Genomic DNA, 18,212 nt, shown 5'->3' with positions numbered 1-18,212 from the left:
TTAAATTACTCCAAAATACATATTGCTATAGCTTATTCACTTGTCCTAAGAACAATATGACATCGGTTTTATTGTCTTTAATCATAAACATAGAGGGGTGATCGGCTGTAAACTCAGCGTTATAAGAAGCTGAAATAGGCTTTATAACGATGCTAGTTGCAGCTGCTGCAACCGTTCCTTTTTCATTAACGTCGATCACTGCTTGATGATGAATATCGTCAATGGCGATGGGTGAGCTATCTGCAAACACATTAAACTTAGCTTGATTCCCAAACACGCTTGGCATGCCCATCTTTGTCAGTAGCGACTCCATCTGATAGCTTTCTTGTAATTTGAACTTAGGAATAATCAGAAAAACCTTTCTATTCTCCAACTGCTCAGTCCATTGATTAATCTGAGTAGTACTTAAATTAGCTACTAGTTTCTGTATAGCAACTGGCTCTTTTGATTTTGGTAAGACAATTAGCATTGATAGGTCGTCGCCTTTATAAGGCAGTTCTACCACTTGTACTTTTTCATCTTCCATATAATCAAAGTGATTTATGCCATACATCAAGTTCACATCAGTCGTCGTGCCATCAAGGTTATAAAAAGGCTGCTCCCAGTTTCTTAATGCAAGTGGCTGTGCCCATTCGCTTTTAAAATGAACGGCATTCGTTAATACAGCAGCTGTAGAAGGCTTGATACTGTCCTTTGCTAGCAGCTCAGGAATCATCTGCTTGGTGTGTTTGGCAATGGTCTTATTGATGGTCTGACGGGAAGGTTCAGGACTGTTTTTAAAATCAAGGTTGGTGACATTACCACCGTAATAACGTTGTACAGTACCCAAGTAGTTCTGGTTGGGGCGCAACCCTTGTTGTATCCATAAATCGTTGGCTGTAGCAAGTTGGTAGTTAGGATTTGGTTTGTTGAACTGCTCATGTAGTGCAGCACTGTTCGGATTCAGAACGCTCAGTGAGGGATAGTGAAAGGTCTTTTGGATTTGCGCTTTCGTTTTTCCTTCCGCTGCGGCATAGAGCATGGCCATCGCAGTAGATAAGCTATAGGGTGAGAAAAACACGTTGTCATGAGCTTGCTCAGTCTGCCCATTTATCTGCTGATACATATCAATGGCAAATTGATTGTTGGCATCGACGACTTGTTTGACACCTTCAGGCGTTGAAGCAGAGTCGTCAGCAGCCGTATAACTCTTATCAGCCTTTGTGGTTGAAGTGGTCTCAATCTTGCTGACTATGGGTTTGTCAGCTGTCGCTTTTATGAGTTGATTATTAACCAAGCTATTATTACAACCAGCGATTGCCAGTAAACTGCCTAAAGCAAGCGTACCCATGCTGAGCTTCATTATTGGCTTTTTATAAATGTATTGGTTATGATTTTTCACGGCGTTGCACCCTCTTATAATTCGAATGATGTCCTGATGATATACAAGGGTTTAGGCTGATTTAGTAAACATATGCTAATAAATTTAAGGATAAGATTTCAGATTAATACGGTATTATATAAGGAAAGCCATAAGCTTAAAAAATACTTAATCGTATTTTTAGGAATCTTAATATCAGGTTGTATGACACCTTCAAAAAACACGATGAATCAGACCGCTAGTGAGAATAAAGTCCTGAAGACTGAAATAGAGGATATCTCGAATACATCAACAGCTAAATATGCGGATATATTTACATACCCTTTTGATCCTGAGGAACCCCAGTTAGATATGGGGGTCGGTGGACGATTGGTTGTAATAGAGGGTTGTTTGTTAATAGAGTCAAGTGATGGCGTGTTTTCTACGCCTATATTGCCTGAAGGGGTGAGCTATTGGGATAAAAACAAAGGTATTGTCTATATTTATGACAGAGGATTTTTAATAGGCAATATTATTCGTTCAAATGGTGTTGCTTTAGACAGTCATTTCCAAAAAGTATAAGATATCTTCATATCAAAAGCGAAGCCCTCGTGCCTCAAACGTCATTCAATATTGTTCGGTACTAAATTTGACTAGCAGTCAAATCAGCTTAAGAGGTCAATTATAAAGAGAGAGTGCTGTACACAAGCTAGGCAGTTAAAGTGTTTTGCCATGTATAAAAACTCAAATACTCACTTCAAGTGTCTACTGGAGAATCAGAACTATAATCTATTGATATAAATGATGATTTATTCACTCTAACCAAGAAGCAATCAGCAAGAATTGTGCTAATATCGCTACTTTATCAGTATGACGGGTTTTCTCATTTTGTAATGAAAAAACTCCTTAAATCTAAGAGCGAGGAGAATGAATGAACGACCATCTTGATTTGACAGTGTATGAACGGAGTCTGATTGATAATGGTGTAAGGATTGCGATGAAAGAAAACGATAAGAGTAGCGTGGGATCCACGGATGAACTCATTAAAAAATATCATCAAGACAGTAATTTAGGACTCTTTGAATTACGTTCAAAAATCAAGACACATGATTTGGGTAAGTATGAGGATCTGTCACTAAATGATCTCAAGTTAATTACAAACTGTCTAACCCTATGGAATGATTTTACTTATCAAAAAAGCTTAGAGGAAACAGAGAAACATAAAGTAGAGTATTACAAGAACTGCGAACTGCAAATGAGCGCACTACGCGAAAAGCTAAGCGCTATTGAATTGCATACTATGTATAGCGGCCTGTTATAAATAGTAAACCCTCACCTATGCTGCTCATTTTTTATCAAGGTTATCTCTAACTCTTGCTGTTCGATATTTTTCAAACGCATCGAACTATTGGCTAACTCTTTACCAAGCCATCATCACCATCGGTTTTTAATGCAGCAACACGTTCTTGTATCGCACGATAGAACCCATCTTTGTCTTTTGGTGATATCACTATACTCCCCCCTTCATATCTTATCTCAATCCGATCTAAAGACAGGGCTGGAGCAGATAACATACTGTTGGTACGAATGATATGTGTAATGTCTTTCAATGGTATGCTCTGAGTAGAAAAACCGTTTTTCACAAACAGTTCGTCATCTGACAAACTGTACTTTATGTTGAAAAATATCAACAAGAGTAATATCGCACCTGGTATCGTCAAAAGACTAATAAACAGTATTCTTCTAATAGAGCTATCGTTGTAAATCCATTCCCATACAGGTACCAAAATGAGTAGTAAGCTAGAACCCAATATTAAAAACGCTAACCATAAATCAATCTTTGATGTAAATACAGCATTTATCATAATTTATTAGCAGAAAGCCCTTATTTAATATTTATATTCGAAAAGCCAGCTTCATGTACAAAGCGAGGTACACTGTCATTGTTTCAATGGTTCAAGTTAGTTCATTATTCTATATAGCTAATAGCCAAAGATTCAAGTCTTAAATAAGAAACCTAAATCACTGAATGAGGTAGTACTTGTTAAGGCGCCTTAGTTGGGATCACTTCCCTATACAGGTATCGAACTGCTAGTATTTTATGTAAAGTTAATGACTATGAGATAAACAGCATTGGTCATTATCATCGAGTTTTTTGACTAAACTCTCCCAAGTTAGCTTCTACAGGATTATCAGCATAGCTTAGTTTCATCGAAGTCTGTTTTATTAAAAGGGGTAGCTAAAAAACTTACTATCAAACTCACATCATAATCCTAAGTCTGTTTTTTTGAAGTCCTCCAACCATTTTTTCAATCCAATAATATCAAACGCTTGTGCCCCGTAACCAATATTGAGCAAATCATCAGGTAAGTACTCATCAAACTTTTCAGTCATCTTGAAAGGTACAGTTTCAGCAAGCTCAGTTGCTGTAGGTAATATCTGACTGGCAAGCTTTTGTAAAAATTGACAAACCTGAAACGAATCAATTTTACTAATACAAATAACACCTGCATAGGCTTCAACAGTGAAGTCATCTCGTATGAGCAACGCCGTTAAGGTATTTACAATTTTATCTCCACGCCACATAAATATATAACTATTTCCATCTTTGTCTACAACAGGCTGATTGCTTAAATCATACCTATTAAAAGTATCAATACTTTCTGAAAATAATTGTCTTGCCGTTTTGTCAGCAAAATCTAAATGTTGCTCACCAACTCGAATACGATAATCACCGTTGTTCAATATTTCATACATTTCTTGGCGTACTCGGTCATGTATGGACATACTACCGCCACCAAAAGTTGGAGGCTTGCCACCGCCTTTGACAGAGATGACATCAACTACTTTTTTATCCATATCAATATTTTTGACTTGCCAGCGTTTACCACCAAAAATAATATATTGCTCAGGTAACAACATAGTTTCAATTGGTAAGGTGCCAAGCGTTCTATTACCAGTCACGATACGGTATTCTTCTGGTGTCTTAAAGACTGCATAAAAAGTGTAATGACCAACAATACGCTCACCGACAATACCTAAAACCAATTGATTATTACCAAGTTGGGTAAGTAGTTGCAACTCTCCCATTTGGCTTAGTAAAGACTTAAAGTGCGCTGGTTGTATTTGTTGAAAGGGTCCTTGTTTACATAGCAGTATATAAAGCTGGTCAGCACGAATACCGCCCCATTGACCGATAGTCGCTAGTACCTGATGCAATAGCGTTGAGAAGTGATATAACTCAGTATCCGCCGGCTCAAACCACTTATCGATAATCAGTAATCTTATCATTGCGAATGACTGGATTAACTCAAGACGTAGCTTGTCAGTGAGACTGGTATCTTTATCAATCTCTTTTTCAATAATCAGCATTCTGAGCACCGCCGAACCACCACGCCTACCTGAGCGCCCAAGCCGTTGCCTAAGACTGGCTACAGAATGTGGAGCCGTCACTTGCACCACCGTATCAACCTTACCAATATCGATTCCAAGCTCTAAAGTCATAGTACATACGGCGGTGGTTGGCAACGCCTCTTTTTGCAGGCGTGTTTCTAAGCTTTCTCTAAGCTCTTTTGACAGTGAGCCGTGATGAGGGAAGAACTCATTAGGCACAATATTATGCTCACATAAATCACTCAGCTCTGTCGCTATCATCTCTGTGCGCTTACGGCTATTAGCAAATATTAGATGGCTACCGCCACGGCATAATCGGTACAAGTCCGAACAAACTTGCGCCTCGGCAGTATAAGGATGCTGAATACCAATATATTGAGAGTCAGAACTTTCAAAATTATTCTTTTTAGAATCTGATTCAAGCGCTAATTGACTAGGCTCTATGTAACCTTTTACTTGTACTTTAATACTAGCCTTCGCCTCATCATCTTCAATAATGACGCAAGGTAGTGACTGATTAGGCCTTAATGACTGCGGTACGCTTTTCAGATCTCCCAACGTTGCACTCAGCGCTACTCTCGGAATAGGTGAATTTAAACGTTCAGTGACATGCTCAAGCCGCGTCAAAAGAGATAATAAATGCTGACCACGCTCGCTACCCAAAAAAGCATGAAACTCATCAATCACAATATATTTTAGGCTACTAAAAGCTTGTTTTACCCAACCTGAATCCCGAATCAATAAAGATTCAAGCGACTCAGGCGTAATCAAAATAATTCCTGATGGCGACTTTTTTTGTTTATTCTTTTTACTTCGTGGGCTATCGCCATGCCATGGCGTCACTTGCATATCAAGCAACTCTGCTAGACTCTCAAGCCTCCGATATTGATCATTAATTAGCGCTTTCAGTGGGCTGATATACAAAATACCTACTCCGTTACCCTGCCCTTCTTTTTCATATAGTCCTATATTTTGGCCATTGTCTGACTTGACGAGAGCGCTACACGCCGGCAAAAAGAACGCTTCTGTTTTGCCGGCAGCAGTCGCCGCACTAATCAGTACGTCGGTTTTCCCAGATAAAATAGGTGCAATTGCTTTGGCTTGTACCTCGCGTAATCCATTCCAACCTTGGTTAAATATCCAACGCTGTATTTGATAATCAAGCTGAAGATGAGCGTCTCTCAAAGGTAGTTTCTCATATTTAGTGCCTTATAACCTAAAATCGGCAAGTTCGTCTTCTTCATTCATACCACTCATATCAATGTCCATATCAGAGGGCATTTCAGGGTCAATAGATACTGAGTTAATAAGTTGATCCCACGAAATAGCTGGATTTTGATCAATGACAGCCAACATATCCAAAAATGCTTTAATGGTATTGCGAGGTGTTCTAAAGTAAGCATCACCTATCGTTTGACTGCAATGCTGTAAAAAAGCTTGTAAGGATTCATCAGGTACTAGATATTCGGCTTCGTCACCACCTGCATAAACATGGCGCAGGTTTTTCAGTAAAATATATAGCTCTTCTGGTGTGAGACTTGCTAAATGCAATGCAGGCGACGAATAGTCAATCACGCCTGCCTGCTTAGCAAAACTATTATCTGCTAAGCGCGTTTGCAAGGCATCATAGCTATACAACCCTTTACGCGGATCAAGTAAGAACTCAGGCGTACCGCCTAACAAAAACCCTAGATGCTCAGCGGTACCTTGCAAACAGTCATTTAGAATACGCAGTATCTGCTCATAATTCGCTTGTCGTGCTTGTGTGCTATTGAGTTTATATAAGTTGACCATCTCATCGAGATTAACTAACAAACCTTGGTAGCCGGCCTGCCGTACGAATAGACTCATGATTTTGAGTGCATCATAAAAAGACGCGTCAGATATGATAGTACGCACACCTAAATCGCGCCTTGCATCAGTCTTAGCTGAGTACTCTGCACGCAGCCATCGAATCGCATTGACCTTTAACTCATCATTATCTTCTTCGTGACCTCGCCAATAAGCTTCAATAACTTTAGCAAAGTCGTAACCGCCAACCAATTCTGTCAATTCAGCTAACTTGTCTTGGATAACATCGCTAATTGCCTCACCTGTACTATCCGCTTGTTTGCGGGCTTCAGTAATAAAACGTTCGACTACACTGGCCAAACCATTACCATCCGGTTTATTACGAGTGGATAGATTACGCATAAGCTCGGAATATAAGTTTCTTGCTTGTCCTGACGATGCTTGAATACGCCTATCAGGTGATAAATCAGCATTAACAGTGACCAGCTTACGCTCAAGCGCAATCGCTCTTACCACACTCAAAAAAAAGGTCTTGCCTGAACCATACTCGCCAATAATAAGACGAAACGCCGAGCCACCATCAGCAATACGCTCAATATCACTTATTAGCGCTCTAAGCTCATTCATACGTCCCACTTGGATGTGCTGAATACCAACCTTTGGTGTGACTCCTGCCTTAAGCGACTGAATAATAGCATCGCGCTCTTTTGCTCTAATTTTTTTACCGGTCATTATTTATCCTTGATAACTCTATTATTGGTTCTTATTTTTAGTACAATGCCTTTAATTCTTCGACAATCTCAAAGTCAATTATTACTTCATCATTTTCTTCTAATACTGGTGCATCGACATTATCATACGCCCAATCATTGATGGTCTCGATAGCACCATTTATCATCAAATTTAGTGACCCACACAGAACCTCAGCTTCTTCTCGTTGCCATATCTCTTTACTAATCAGTTGCTGATAAAGCTGACTATGAATAGTATCTAAACCTTTAACAACAGACTCGTTAATCACATCCGTTTCACTACAGTTATCTACTTGTTCATTTGGCAGTGACTCACTATCGCTTTCCATATCGTCATCATCTGCCGAAAATATACTCGCCAGCATTGCTTTAGCGTCGCCTGTCTCGCTTTCATACAAGGCTAATAATTCAGCGTTAAAAATATACGTCTTACTATTATGATCGGAAATATCAGCGTTAGCACCTATACCTTGCTCATTACTATTCTTAAGCTGTGCCTCATTACTGAACGCTGGCGTTATCTTTTTAGCGCTAGTTAAGTGATGAATATCGCTAACTACTGAATTTTTATCAAGACCTAGAGCCTGATACAACTTTTCAATTTGTTTAATTTGACTGGGTTCAACATTACCTTTAGCTAAGGCAACTGAAATGATAAAACGACTGATAAAGTCAATGTGCTTGTCATCAAGTACCGCTAGCTTTGCCTTTAGGCCTGACATATTAGCAGGGCTATTCAAGCGCCATAACAAATAAGCCTTTAGTGACGCTTTTTCAATAGTAGTAAGCTGCGTGTCTTGCTCAATAATCGTCAGTAGCGTATCTACCTCTTTTTTATCAACATAGCCATTAATAGTTGCAACCATGGCACCCAATCTAAGTGCTAAACTGATTTGATGAAATGAGGTGCTCGGCTCAAAGTCTTGTCCATGACCGCTATCAAATAGAACCACATATCCATCTGGTTTAAAACTGGTCTGATGGTACCGCTGGTCTGGCACAATACCAAAGCCTGCTAACTCAGCTAAACTTGTAATAATTTCATTATGCTTTTTGGTAAATGTTTTAGGTACTGAGTGCGACAACTCCTCATCCAAATACCCAAATAATTCTTTAGCCGTCGTCAGACCTTCATCATTTTGAATAACAGATTTTGCCCATGCTTTAAATTTTTGTATTGCTGGGTATTTTTCTTGATAGGCTTGTTGCTGAATAAGCACTTTTGGTAGTAATAAAATAGCGCCTATATCTGTTTTATCATTACTATCACGACCTAAATAGCGACTATAGGCGTCTAAAGCATCATTACATTGTTCGGCAACAGTAATCAGCTTTTTGATGGGCGCTTTTAATATACTAGGATCTTGTAGATCATCAAGCGTAAGATCAACATAACCAATTGAGCGGCTGGCAGCGTTATAATTTAACGTTAGCTTGGTTTTATTGGGAGAAACGGTGAATCCATTGGGATAAGCTTCTTGATATAAAATATCGAACAGATCTTTGAATTCTGACTCACAGCGCCTTGCAGGCGTCCTAAAATTATATTCATTAGAAAAAATGAGCCACTCCCATGCTAAAGTGGCAGGAATGGGCAACTTTAAGGTTACCGTTTTTGCTAATTGCATTTTAAAGGTTAGGTTGCGACTACTGGCAGGCGGCGGGGAAACCTGGTGTGCTTGTAATCGTTCTTCAAACAGTGGCGAGCGCACAAGTGCCATAAATTCTAAAAAATGGACAGAATAGTTGTGAAATGATGACTGCTTGCCATAAATATTATGCAGACGAAAAGCTTCGTTATAAATAGCAATAAACTCATCATCAGACACATTGTCTAGACTAATACTTTCAATGACTCTGCGCTCAAGCCCATTAAAGTAGATAAAAACATAGCCGATGGGCGTATGGGGATTTGTACGATCAGACGCTAACCAGTCTAGATAAATACCACGACATAAAGCTGAAAGCTGTCCATAAGTTGGCCAGTAACCTAACGACTCATCACTATAAATAGCTGTCGTACTATGGATAGCTGATGGTGGACCTACTGATAAACGCTCATCTATTAATGAGGGCTCAGTACCATAACCCACTAAAGTCTCAAGCTGCCCGCCAAAATAAAAAAAGCCTCGTTCAATAGTGCGATTATGAATGGTTATAGACTCATACTTGGTTACCCAGCGACCCTTTGTGTGATTGGAGGAGGTACTGCATTCCTTTGATCTCTCCGATGAGAGAATAAAAGTAGCAAGACTATCTACATTATCCAAGTCATCGCTGTCAACATGATTGTCATCAAAACTATTTTTATCAATACCATTGTCATGGTGCCTATTTGTACGGTTTTGATTATTATGACTAACTTGCGCCCCTGCAGATGGCTTTATATTAGGTGGCAAATCTATAAGATGAGTTCTCACCTCATTACTTTTGGTATCATACTTCTCTTTGAATAGCGCCACGACATTTTCGATAAAATTTTTCATTACCTATAAAACCCATTCTAAGAAAGTTAGATAAAAGAGGCGGACAGAACGACTAGAGTTTAAGCATTTTAAGAAAATCACGCTCTGTAATAATATTGATGTCGATACCTTCTGCAATCAGCGTCTCTGATTTACGCTGTTTACTACTTTTATCATGTCCATTTAATAATGTTAAGTCTGGTGTACCTACAACTAAATAGTTGAGCTTTTTAGACACACCAGCCTTAACATGAAAACCTTGCTTTGCTGCGATATCGGTAATTTCTACGCGTTTTATAGATAGCTCTCCTGTAAAACAAATATTTAACCCAAAAAACCGCCCTTCCTCATTACCTTCTATAGAGCGGTTTTGAGTAAAGCGCTGCGTACGACTACTATTTTTTGGATGAGATGGCTGATCTTTTAACCATTCTATGATTGAAGCATTATTTTCTCTAAGAATAGTGGTTGTCACAAACCCACACGCTTTAGCATCTTCTAGTGCATCATGATGATCAAAAGCATACCGCCATTCTTTACATACATTAGCAAGATTATATCCTGATGTACTAAATCGCTGGCAAGTGTCACGTACCATGACAGAAGCATCAACCCACTGCCAAGACGGCAGTGGCAAATTATGATCCGATAAGCACTTTGTTATTGCTCTTTGATCAAAATTGGTATAACTAACCACAACATTGTTACCGATAAATTGAATGATATGACCATAAATATCAAATATAGAAGGAGCATCTTTCACTTGCTTAGTATCGATTCCATGAATATCTATATTTATTCGACTAAAGCTAGACTGTGGTCTGATAAGGATACATTAGGTATCTATCAATTTACCTTTAATATACTTTGCCATACCTACTTGGCAAATAGAGCCGACGTCTGAGTTAGCAGTTTCTACATCAATAGCCACAAAATTCATTGTCTATCCTTGTTCAAATAGCGTGTAATATATGAATAATGATAAACTAAAATTGATATTTTTACCTACTTGATTGATAAGTACTGAGGTAAGTTTAATCGCAATCAAACTCTCGTCTTGATAGTGAATGAAAAAAGTGTGAATTGAGATGAACATCTTCGACCAGACAGGAGCTAGCACATAAATAGATGCTCAGTATTTTTTCTCATGTACAAAAACCTTAAATATCAACTCTAAACAGTTGCCGAAAATTTACCAATTGTTTACAGTTGGGTAAATATTACGCTGGTGATTGTTCATGAGAAACTTATTGATTGTTGGTTTGCTCTTAGCTCTTGCTGGGTGTGGTGGTTACGATGATATTGACGCCATGAGAGACGCCACTATGGGCTCTACCGGCGTCGTCGGTGGTAACACTGGCTCTAACAGTGGTAATACAACAAAATGCTATGAACCTAATGTGCTGAATGCAAGCGGTGTCCGTGTTATTGATGGTGATACGATAGAGGTTACTCAAGCATCAGGACAAAGCGAACGTGTACGTTTACTAGGCATTGATGCACCAGAATCGGCACAAGAGTACGGAACAGAAAGCACTACTGCCTTATCTCAGTGTATAAATAATGCGATTGTTACTATCCAGTGGACTGAAAGAGATAGATATGATCGACTGCTTGGTAAGGTCATTGCCAATAATGTTGACTGCAATTTGAATCAACTGCAAAAGGGTGCTGCTTGGCATTACAAGGAATATCAAAGTAGTCAGACACCTTACGATCGCATTGAGTATGCCAACGCTGAGATTGTGGCGCGTTCAAATGGTAGGGGCTTGTGGGCAAATCGATATCCTATAAAGCCATCCGATTATCGAAGCGGTAAAAATAGCTCTGACCTTAACTTTAATAATGATCGTTTGCCATCAAAAGGTGCTAGTAAATGTTATAGCAAACCTAGCGTAGGTTCCTCTAATGGTTCTGGCACTATTATACCATTGCCACCTACCGGCTCTATCTGCAGTAATTTTATTAAGAAAACCTGTAGTCAGATAACAACATGCGTAGAAGCACAGCAGCAACTTGCCTGCGGCAATACGCAGATTGATGGCGATAAGGACGGAGTCCCATGCGAATCGATATGCCCAGGTGGCTAATTAGCATCGCTGTCTTATCGTTAGCTGCATGCACCCCTCAAGATGATAGCTACGCTAGCCAATTTGTTTCTGGCTATGTTGCGGTACATGAAATGTTCTGGTCCGCTGATCATGATACGCCCTACCCATTTACGACATCAGGTGAAATATCCTGTGTCTATTATCCAACGTTTGGTATTGAGGTGTATTTTGAACCTGCAGGCTATATTCACGAGTCCTCCATTGGCACTCCGCTTAATAAGGCTGCTGCAGAGTCTCTAAAGCAAGCTGGCATGGTTCCAAACGTGCCCTATAGTATTAAGAAAGGTGCTGACTTGAGTGATGCTAGAGAGATTGGGTTACAGCTATGTGATGAGCAGATGGATAAGATTAAGGGTGTGTGAAGCACTAGATTAGGACTAATACAAGTTAATTAGTTGTTTTGATAACTAATGCAAATATAAATTGGAGAGTTTCTTTGTCAAATAATTCGTATATAGATGATTATCCCTCTACCTTTAATAGTCATATTCCAATAACCTGCGTGAATATTGACGATGATGAAAGCAATGAGATTTGTTTAATACTACGAAATATATTTGAAGAAATTGGTAAAAGTCTTAATATTAAAAGTTTAAAAGGTATTTCTATTGCACTTGGTGATGAAGGCTATCGAAAAGCTATTGATCTAATTGATAGCACTAGACAAGTATCTAATGGCGAGGTGATTGGATGTGCTTTAACAATATCTAATATCATAGAAGGTGTTTTAGAGAGTTACATTGTTCTTAAAGATGTTTCAATAGTCCCTCTATTAGTTGAAAAGGCTGCTAAAGATGAAGAACAAGTAGCTTTTATGCTACAAGTTATTGCGCATGAGTGCGGTCATATACACGGCGATGATTTGTTTTATGAAATTATGGGAGATGTGCCTAAAATTGAAGACTATGAAAGCCATTATGCAGCATTTATTTATGATATATCTACGGTAGGTTGGTCAGAGTTTTCCGCATGCTTTTTTAGTGCTCATATAGGTTTATGTCCAGAAGAAGATTTCAGAGGTATAGTCGAGAGCAAGGTAGAGAATATTGTAAATGAGCTTGAAAGTTTGAAGCTCATGACACTTGAGCCTTTAGAATTGCTCATAAGTGTTTATAAAAATATAGGAAACTTGATCAAATATTCTAGCTATTATTTAGGCTGGATGTTTAATAGCAAACTCAAACCTGAAAAAACAAAACTATATGAGAGTCTTGAAGATAACTGGTTTTTAAGTTACTTTTTAGAATTAGATAAAATTTATGAGAATATTCTATCTAAACTATCAAATGAGCAACTAGAGTTTGATGAAATCCTAGAAATTGGTCATCTTTCAAAGAGAATTGCAAAGCATTTCGGTTTTACTACTACAGTAGACCAAAGTAATGGAACAGGTATATTTTTCATGGCTTAATTCAATACTTAGTCTGACGTTAATTAGCTGATAAATCATGGCTAACTTCAATGACTATCCACTATTCCTAATAAAAAACCCACTTTAATGTGGGTTTTTTATTATCGAATGCTTAATACAAATCCTTTCGAATCCAATTGGGTAGATAGTCAGACCGATAATCACTTATCCAAGTATCTATCCAGACGACGAGACCGGTAACAAACACACCCCATCCAAGCAATGTAATGCTGTTTGATACGTAGGCAGATATCATTGCAAATGAGCTAGTTCCAATACTTGGTTGAATAATACCACTAACCAAAAAAGCAAATAAACCCATAAATGGTACTGCATATATACCACCACGAATGCCGTGCAGTATGAACCAACATATTTTTTCCAACATGATATAAATATCCTCCTTAGCCAGTACAGACTTTCTTAGACTGGCTAATCTTGCCGTTATTACAAACAAACTTGCCATTTTTGCAATGTGATACACCACCCATGCTTTTAGAGCAAGGATAATTCTGAGCATTCGCCTGTACGACTGGCGCCATCATAAATATAGCAATAAGAAGTACTGACCAATTTTTCATAGGCTGCTACCTTAATAATCAAGTAAAGGAGGTTCGACCATAGCACTGCAAACCACCTCTATCAACGATAATTTAACTTATGTTTATAAATATAAGAAATGAATTGTATTTATATTACTCCTAGATCATATGGATTTTTCTACTCCAACTAAACTGCTGGCAGGAATATAGTTTGAGCCGTTTCTATTTTATCGGAGGCAGATTATTCATTCTGATATAGGAAGTCAGTACTGTAACAATGATTATCATCAGATCGTTAAGCAGCATAAGTTAAAAGGCTCAATGTCTAGGCGTAGTAATTGCTTTGAAAATACCCCAATATAAAACTTCTCGGGTAAGGAGCACTGCTCCGCAAGGAAGAATAAGCTGGTGTATCATCAAGACTATAAAACAAGATTCGAAACTGTCAGCGATAACACTAAATATATTGAACTAGATTACAACCAGACTAGAATTAGAAAGGGTTTAGGCTATAAAACGCCAAGACACATGTGGTTTGATTATTATCGTCAGGCTGCGTAACTAAAACCTCCTAAGTTTGTTTCTACAGATTTAATAGCAGGTGTCATGACGCCTATTCAACGAATTTTTTAATTTCATCCAAATACTTTGAAGGCTCAAATCTCATAAAACCATAATCCGCTATTTCATGCTTATAAAATGGGTCTAGTGCCATTATTTCTTTGACTTCTTGCAGATCGTTAGATAACACGATAATAACGCCACCAACACGGTTATCTCTACGGCCAGATGCTAAAAAAACATTCTTAGCGTAAAATTTCTCTAAGAACACAATATGCTCATTTAAATACTTTTGCACTTCGGATAGAGGCTTTTTATAAGTTAAAGTAGTCACAATCATTGTTAATGGTACCTTTTTGTTATTAAAATTTATCTGTTAAAGATATTCTAATTGCGCTGTCTCCTATTAAAGCTTATTTACCTTCGCTAAGAACAACATAGTATCGATTTTATTTTCTTTATTTATAAACAAATGATTAGCTCAAACTCAATGTTGTATTAGGTAGACGTCACTTATATAACCGCGCTCAATGCATTTTACATACTGTCAACTATAATTCCTCGTTATGCTCTTCTGGTACATACTTCAAAATATCACCTGGCGTCACATCTAACACTTCACATAGTTTACTTAAGGTATCGAACTCTATCCGAGTGGTTTGATCATTATAGATTCTATGTAATGTCGATTTACTAATGTCTGTTGTTCTAACTAAATCCGCTACTCGTAGTCTTCTCTCTGCTAAAAGAACAGGCAAGTTACACAAAATCACAATAAACTCCTTATTGGCAATAACTAAATTATTGCCAACGACTACTTTTGTGCTAATATAGTACTCGTTGGCAATAACAAAGTATTTATAGAAAACCATTTAATTCTGACTAGGAAGCTATTATGTCACAGACTTCTCTATCCACTCAAGAGTTGGCTTTAGTAATGTAGCGAGTAAAGAGTAAGCTAAAAAAATATTAATAATACTAAGGAGATTGACCGTGAAGTTTATCGATTATGATCAACTATGTAGTAAGTTTAAGCCTAAAGGGGCTATCAGTGTAGACGCTAATATAATAGCTAATATGCTAATTCGTGAACATTGTCTCCAACAGGGAAATAATCTAGCCCAGTTTTTGAAAATAGAGCCCTTCTTTGATAACTACATGGCATTAAGAGTATGGGTGCAAAGACGACTAAACGCTCAGGATGACTATATTATAGTCGAGATGCATAATAAGCTTCAAAGCGAGCTTTATACACTCTTACCGCAGCCATATAGCTACTAATCAGGAGAATTATAATGGGTATAAGGCTTGAGTTAGGTATGACGCAGAATGAAAGAGATAGAAAAATCTGCGAAGACTATTGGGCGTATGATAATAAAAGTGGGTTTATTGGACATATAAAATCACTTTGTAAACAATACAAGCTTAGTTCTTATATATTATTTGAGACTATAGCCGGATGTTATGCTTGTCTGGATGATGTTCTCTGTGAATACTGCGGAACTGCTTGTCCTGTTGAAGTGCCAGCAGATATACTTCATATGCGTTCGAAAATAAGTTGGTCTTGTACGGTTTGTGAGAATGCACTTTGGCGGGAACATAACATCAATAAGTAACTGTTATTAGACTGGTGCTTCTTTGCAAAATGTACTGGCTCTATTTCTGTACGTTTGGCATTCTACCGTTTAATTGCAGTTCTTAAATACGTTCGAACAAATAACAATAGATGAATCATGTTTCATAGTCAAAGCACACTATTAGTTCTTTAAAAAATACGAATAGGAGTGTAATTAATAGAAGAGAAATCTACCTCAAGCTCGTTTGTGAAAGGTTCTTTGTAGGCATTTGCATCAAAACCTATAAATTCAATACCTTGGTCGCTTAGTACTTTGAACACTTTACATACTGCCGAAATATAGATAGGAATCAAGTTCACGTAAATCTGTTTGGTTGGATACCTTCCTTCCTTTGCATAAGCAGTAATTAGATCGAAACCAAGCTCATTTTTTATTTGATTAAGTAGTTTAAGCTTATCCTTGTCCTTCATTCTGTCTATAGTCAATCTTAGATAAAACCGATACAATATTTATAACCAATTCATTTAGTGAAATAAACGATGACCTATTCAATCGACTTTCGCAAACAAGTACTGCGTAGCATTAAAGACGGCATGACCATTCGAGAAGCTGCTAACTTTTATCAGATTAGCACAAGCTCGATTCACAGCTGGCAGCAGAGCTTAGCGCCTAAGACAACCAGAAATAAAGCACCGACTAAAATATTAAATGAAGCACTATTAAAAGATGTTGAGCAGCATCCAGACGATTATATGTACGAGAGAGCACAGCGTTTAGGCTGTAGTAAATCAGGTATTGAAGCTGCATTAAAACGTCTTAGTATCAGTCAAAAAAAAGACCTTAGAGCATCCAAAAGCCTGTTTGATGAAAAGAGCTAAGTATCTCAATCATTTATATAATTATATGGCTCAAGGCTATCCCATCGTTTATATGGATGAGAGCGGCTTTGAGGCTGTGAACCGCCCCGGTATTGTCGGAGACTCAACATTCTGAGAGAATACGACAATGAAAAGACAAACCTACACTCCTGAGATTAAAGAACGCGCCGTTCGCATGCTGATTGAAGCGTCGAGCGACTATCCTTCTACATGGTCAGCCATTCAAGCCATAGCGTCAAAGATTGGCTGTACGCCTGAGACACTGCGATCTTGGCATAAAAAGCACATAGACCAAACCATTCCCGCCTTAGTGCAGGCTCAAAGTGACAAAGAGCGTATCAAAGAACTTGAACGAGAGAATAGAGAACTCAAGCAAGCCAATGAGATTATACGTAAGGCTGCTGCTTTTTTCGCCCAGGCGGAGCTCGACCGTCCACCCAGATAATGGTTCAGTTTATTGATGACTATAGAGGTAGTTATGGGATCGAGCTGATTTGTAGAGTACTACCGATTGCCCCGTCAACCTATCACCGTGCTAAAGACCTAGAGTGCTGCCCTGAAAAGCGTTCACTGCGCAGTCAGCATGACGACTACTATCTCAGCGAGATTAAACGTATTTGGCAGAATAGCAAGTGCCGCTACGGCGCTCGTAAAGTCTGGCAGCAGATGAAAGCTGACGGGTTAAAGGTTGCTCGGTGTACCGTAGAACGTTTAATGAGCCAGCACGGCTTACAAGGTGTCTGGCGCGGTAAGGATAAGATTACCACCAACAGCCGTGACGACCAAAAGCGTGCTGATGACTTAGTCAATCGTAACTTTACCGCCCATTGTCCTAACCAGCTATGGGTTGCGGACTTTACTTATATCAAGACATTGAGCGGCTGGGTTTATACCGCTTTTATCATCGATGTATTTGCCCGCTCTATTGTCGGCTGGAAGATATCAAAGCGCATGAACACCGATATGGTAATGGTAGCATTGAACCAAGCAATAGCAGACAGAAACAATCCCAAAGATGTGATTCATCATAGTGATCGAGGGGTGCAGTATTTATCTATTCACTACATCGATAAAATGGCTGAATCGAACGTTATTGCCTCTGTAGGTACGACGGGGGATTTATACGAAAGTGCCTTGGCTGAAACAGTCAATGGGCTTTATAAAACTGAAGTAATCCATTATTTAAAAGAGAACTGGCATGGTGTTAACGATGTTGAACTGGCAACCCTTGAATGGGTAGACTGGTTTAACAAAACACGACTGCATAGTACGATTGGTTATATGCCACCTTTTGAATTTGAAAAGCGGTATTATGATAATTTAACCCTGTCAGGCATCGCTGCCTGACTCAAGTAAATCACTCTCCGATAAAGTCGGGGCGGTTCAGTCCTA

17 protein-coding genes, 1 pseudogene and 1 other annotated feature are annotated in these 18,212 nt (G+C 38.5%); of the genes and pseudogenes, 8 read left to right on the top strand and 10 right to left on the bottom strand.

The features are described from left to right. Positions 1 to 25 precede the first annotated feature (25 nt). Positions 26 to 1,381: a serpin family protein gene (locus AOC03_RS01380; RefSeq protein WP_062533261.1), complete on the bottom strand. Its 1,356-nt coding sequence runs from the start codon at positions 1,379 to 1,381 to the stop codon at positions 26 to 28. A 183-nt stretch (positions 1,382 to 1,564) separates the two neighbouring features. Here AOC03_RS01380 and AOC03_RS01375 point away from each other — a divergent pair, with 183 nt between their 5' ends. Then, entirely contained in the window at positions 1,565 to 1,921 is a 357-nt protein-coding gene (locus AOC03_RS01375) for a hypothetical protein (protein ID WP_157049267.1), read from the top strand. Between the two features lie 349 nt (positions 1,922 to 2,270). Further along, the gene (locus AOC03_RS01370; RefSeq protein WP_062533259.1) at positions 2,271 to 2,660 is read left to right on the top strand and encodes a hypothetical protein; all 390 of its coding nucleotides are present in this window, start codon (positions 2,271 to 2,273) and stop codon (positions 2,658 to 2,660) included. A 91-nt stretch (positions 2,661 to 2,751) separates the two neighbouring features. Here AOC03_RS01370 and AOC03_RS01365 read toward each other — a convergent pair whose 3' ends face one another. The 5 genes from AOC03_RS01365 to AOC03_RS01345 form a co-directional block, all read right to left on the bottom strand. Beyond that, positions 2,752 to 3,204 (bottom strand): PH domain-containing protein, encoded by a 453-nt coding sequence (locus AOC03_RS01365; RefSeq protein ID WP_062533258.1) that lies wholly within the window; start codon positions 3,202 to 3,204, stop codon positions 2,752 to 2,754. Positions 3,205 to 3,604: 400 nt separating this feature from the next. After that, a complete protein-coding gene (locus AOC03_RS01360) occupies positions 3,605 to 5,917 on the bottom strand; it encodes a DEAD/DEAH box helicase (RefSeq protein WP_062533257.1) in 2,313 nt (770 codons plus the stop codon). A 24-nt stretch (positions 5,918 to 5,941) separates the two neighbouring features. Then, a complete protein-coding gene (locus AOC03_RS01355) occupies positions 5,942 to 7,255 on the bottom strand; it encodes an ATP-binding protein (protein WP_062533256.1) in 1,314 nt (437 codons plus the stop codon). A 37-nt stretch (positions 7,256 to 7,292) separates the two neighbouring features. Beyond that, positions 7,293 to 9,761, bottom strand: coding sequence for a TerB N-terminal domain-containing protein (locus tag AOC03_RS01350; protein WP_062533255.1), 2,469 nt, complete (start codon positions 9,759 to 9,761; stop codon positions 7,293 to 7,295). A gap of 52 nt (positions 9,762 to 9,813) precedes the next feature. Continuing rightward, on the bottom strand, positions 9,814 to 10,518 hold the full coding sequence (locus AOC03_RS01345) for a BRCT domain-containing protein (RefSeq protein ID WP_237182075.1): 705 nt from the start codon (positions 10,516 to 10,518) through the stop codon (positions 9,814 to 9,816). A 460-nt stretch (positions 10,519 to 10,978) separates the two neighbouring features. On the opposite strand from AOC03_RS01345, the gene AOC03_RS01340 reads away from it, so the two are divergent. The 3 genes from AOC03_RS01340 (at position 10,979) to AOC03_RS01330 (ending at position 13,262) form a co-directional block, all read left to right on the top strand. Then, positions 10,979 to 11,830, top strand: a complete 852-nt coding sequence (locus tag AOC03_RS01340) for a thermonuclease family protein (protein WP_062533253.1) — start codon at positions 10,979 to 10,981, stop codon at positions 11,828 to 11,830. Beyond that, positions 11,803 to 12,213 (top strand): hypothetical protein, encoded by a 411-nt coding sequence (locus tag AOC03_RS01335; protein WP_062533252.1) that lies wholly within the window; start codon positions 11,803 to 11,805, stop codon positions 12,211 to 12,213. The genes AOC03_RS01340 and AOC03_RS01335 overlap by 28 nt, the downstream gene beginning before the upstream one ends. 74 nt (positions 12,214 to 12,287) lie before the next feature. Continuing rightward, entirely contained in the window at positions 12,288 to 13,262 is a 975-nt protein-coding gene (locus AOC03_RS01330) for a hypothetical protein (protein ID WP_062533251.1), read from the top strand. Positions 13,263 to 13,666: 404 nt separating this feature from the next. On the opposite strand, the gene AOC03_RS12780 is transcribed toward AOC03_RS01330, so the two are convergent. Next, complete coding sequence (locus AOC03_RS12780) at positions 13,667 to 13,843, bottom strand: hypothetical protein (RefSeq protein ID WP_201625866.1); 177 nt, start codon at positions 13,841 to 13,843, stop codon at positions 13,667 to 13,669. A gap of 204 nt (positions 13,844 to 14,047) precedes the next feature. Here AOC03_RS12780 and AOC03_RS12820 point away from each other — a divergent pair. Continuing rightward, positions 14,048 to 14,365 (top strand): annotated as a pseudogene (locus AOC03_RS12820) (IS3 family transposase); the annotation flags it as partial. Positions 14,366 to 14,417: 52 nt separating this feature from the next. Here the strand turns inward: AOC03_RS12820 and AOC03_RS01320 are convergent. The 3 genes from AOC03_RS01320 to AOC03_RS01300 all read right to left on the bottom strand — a co-directional run bounded on the left by AOC03_RS01320 (position 14,418) and on the right by AOC03_RS01300 (position 16,412). Further along, positions 14,418 to 14,705 carry a YciI family protein gene (locus AOC03_RS01320; protein ID WP_062533249.1) on the bottom strand — a complete coding sequence of 96 codons (288 nt, stop codon included), beginning with the start codon at positions 14,703 to 14,705 and terminating at the stop codon, positions 14,418 to 14,420. A gap of 211 nt (positions 14,706 to 14,916) precedes the next feature. Next, positions 14,917 to 15,138, bottom strand: a complete 222-nt coding sequence (locus AOC03_RS01315; protein ID WP_062536348.1) for a helix-turn-helix domain-containing protein — start codon at positions 15,136 to 15,138, stop codon at positions 14,917 to 14,919. Between the two features lie 992 nt (positions 15,139 to 16,130). Next, the gene (locus AOC03_RS01300; RefSeq protein WP_062533246.1) at positions 16,131 to 16,412 is read right to left on the bottom strand and encodes a hypothetical protein; all 282 of its coding nucleotides are present in this window, start codon (positions 16,410 to 16,412) and stop codon (positions 16,131 to 16,133) included. 69 nt (positions 16,413 to 16,481) lie between these two features. Between AOC03_RS01300 and AOC03_RS01295 the strand changes: the two genes are divergently transcribed. Then, the gene (locus tag AOC03_RS01295) at positions 16,482 to 16,820 is read left to right on the top strand and encodes an IS630 transposase-related protein (RefSeq protein WP_062533245.1); all 339 of its coding nucleotides are present in this window, start codon (positions 16,482 to 16,484) and stop codon (positions 16,818 to 16,820) included. A gap of 127 nt (positions 16,821 to 16,947) precedes the next feature. Then, a protein-coding gene (locus AOC03_RS01285; RefSeq protein WP_157049266.1) for an IS3 family transposase occupies positions 16,948 to 18,167 on the top strand; the annotation gives its coding sequence in 2 pieces (ribosomal slippage) (positions 16,948 to 17,224 and positions 17,224 to 18,167; 1,221 coding nt in all). Then, positions 17,223 to 17,339 (top strand) — a sequence feature (AL1L pseudoknot). It overlaps the preceding gene by 117 nt. Positions 18,168 to 18,212 lie beyond the last annotated feature (45 nt).

Origin of the sequence: Psychrobacter urativorans (assembly GCF_001298525.1) — a bacterium.
Taxonomy (GTDB): domain Bacteria; phylum Pseudomonadota; class Gammaproteobacteria; order Pseudomonadales; family Moraxellaceae; genus Psychrobacter; species Psychrobacter urativorans_A.
This window is presented reverse-complemented; position numbering and strand designations above follow the sequence as displayed.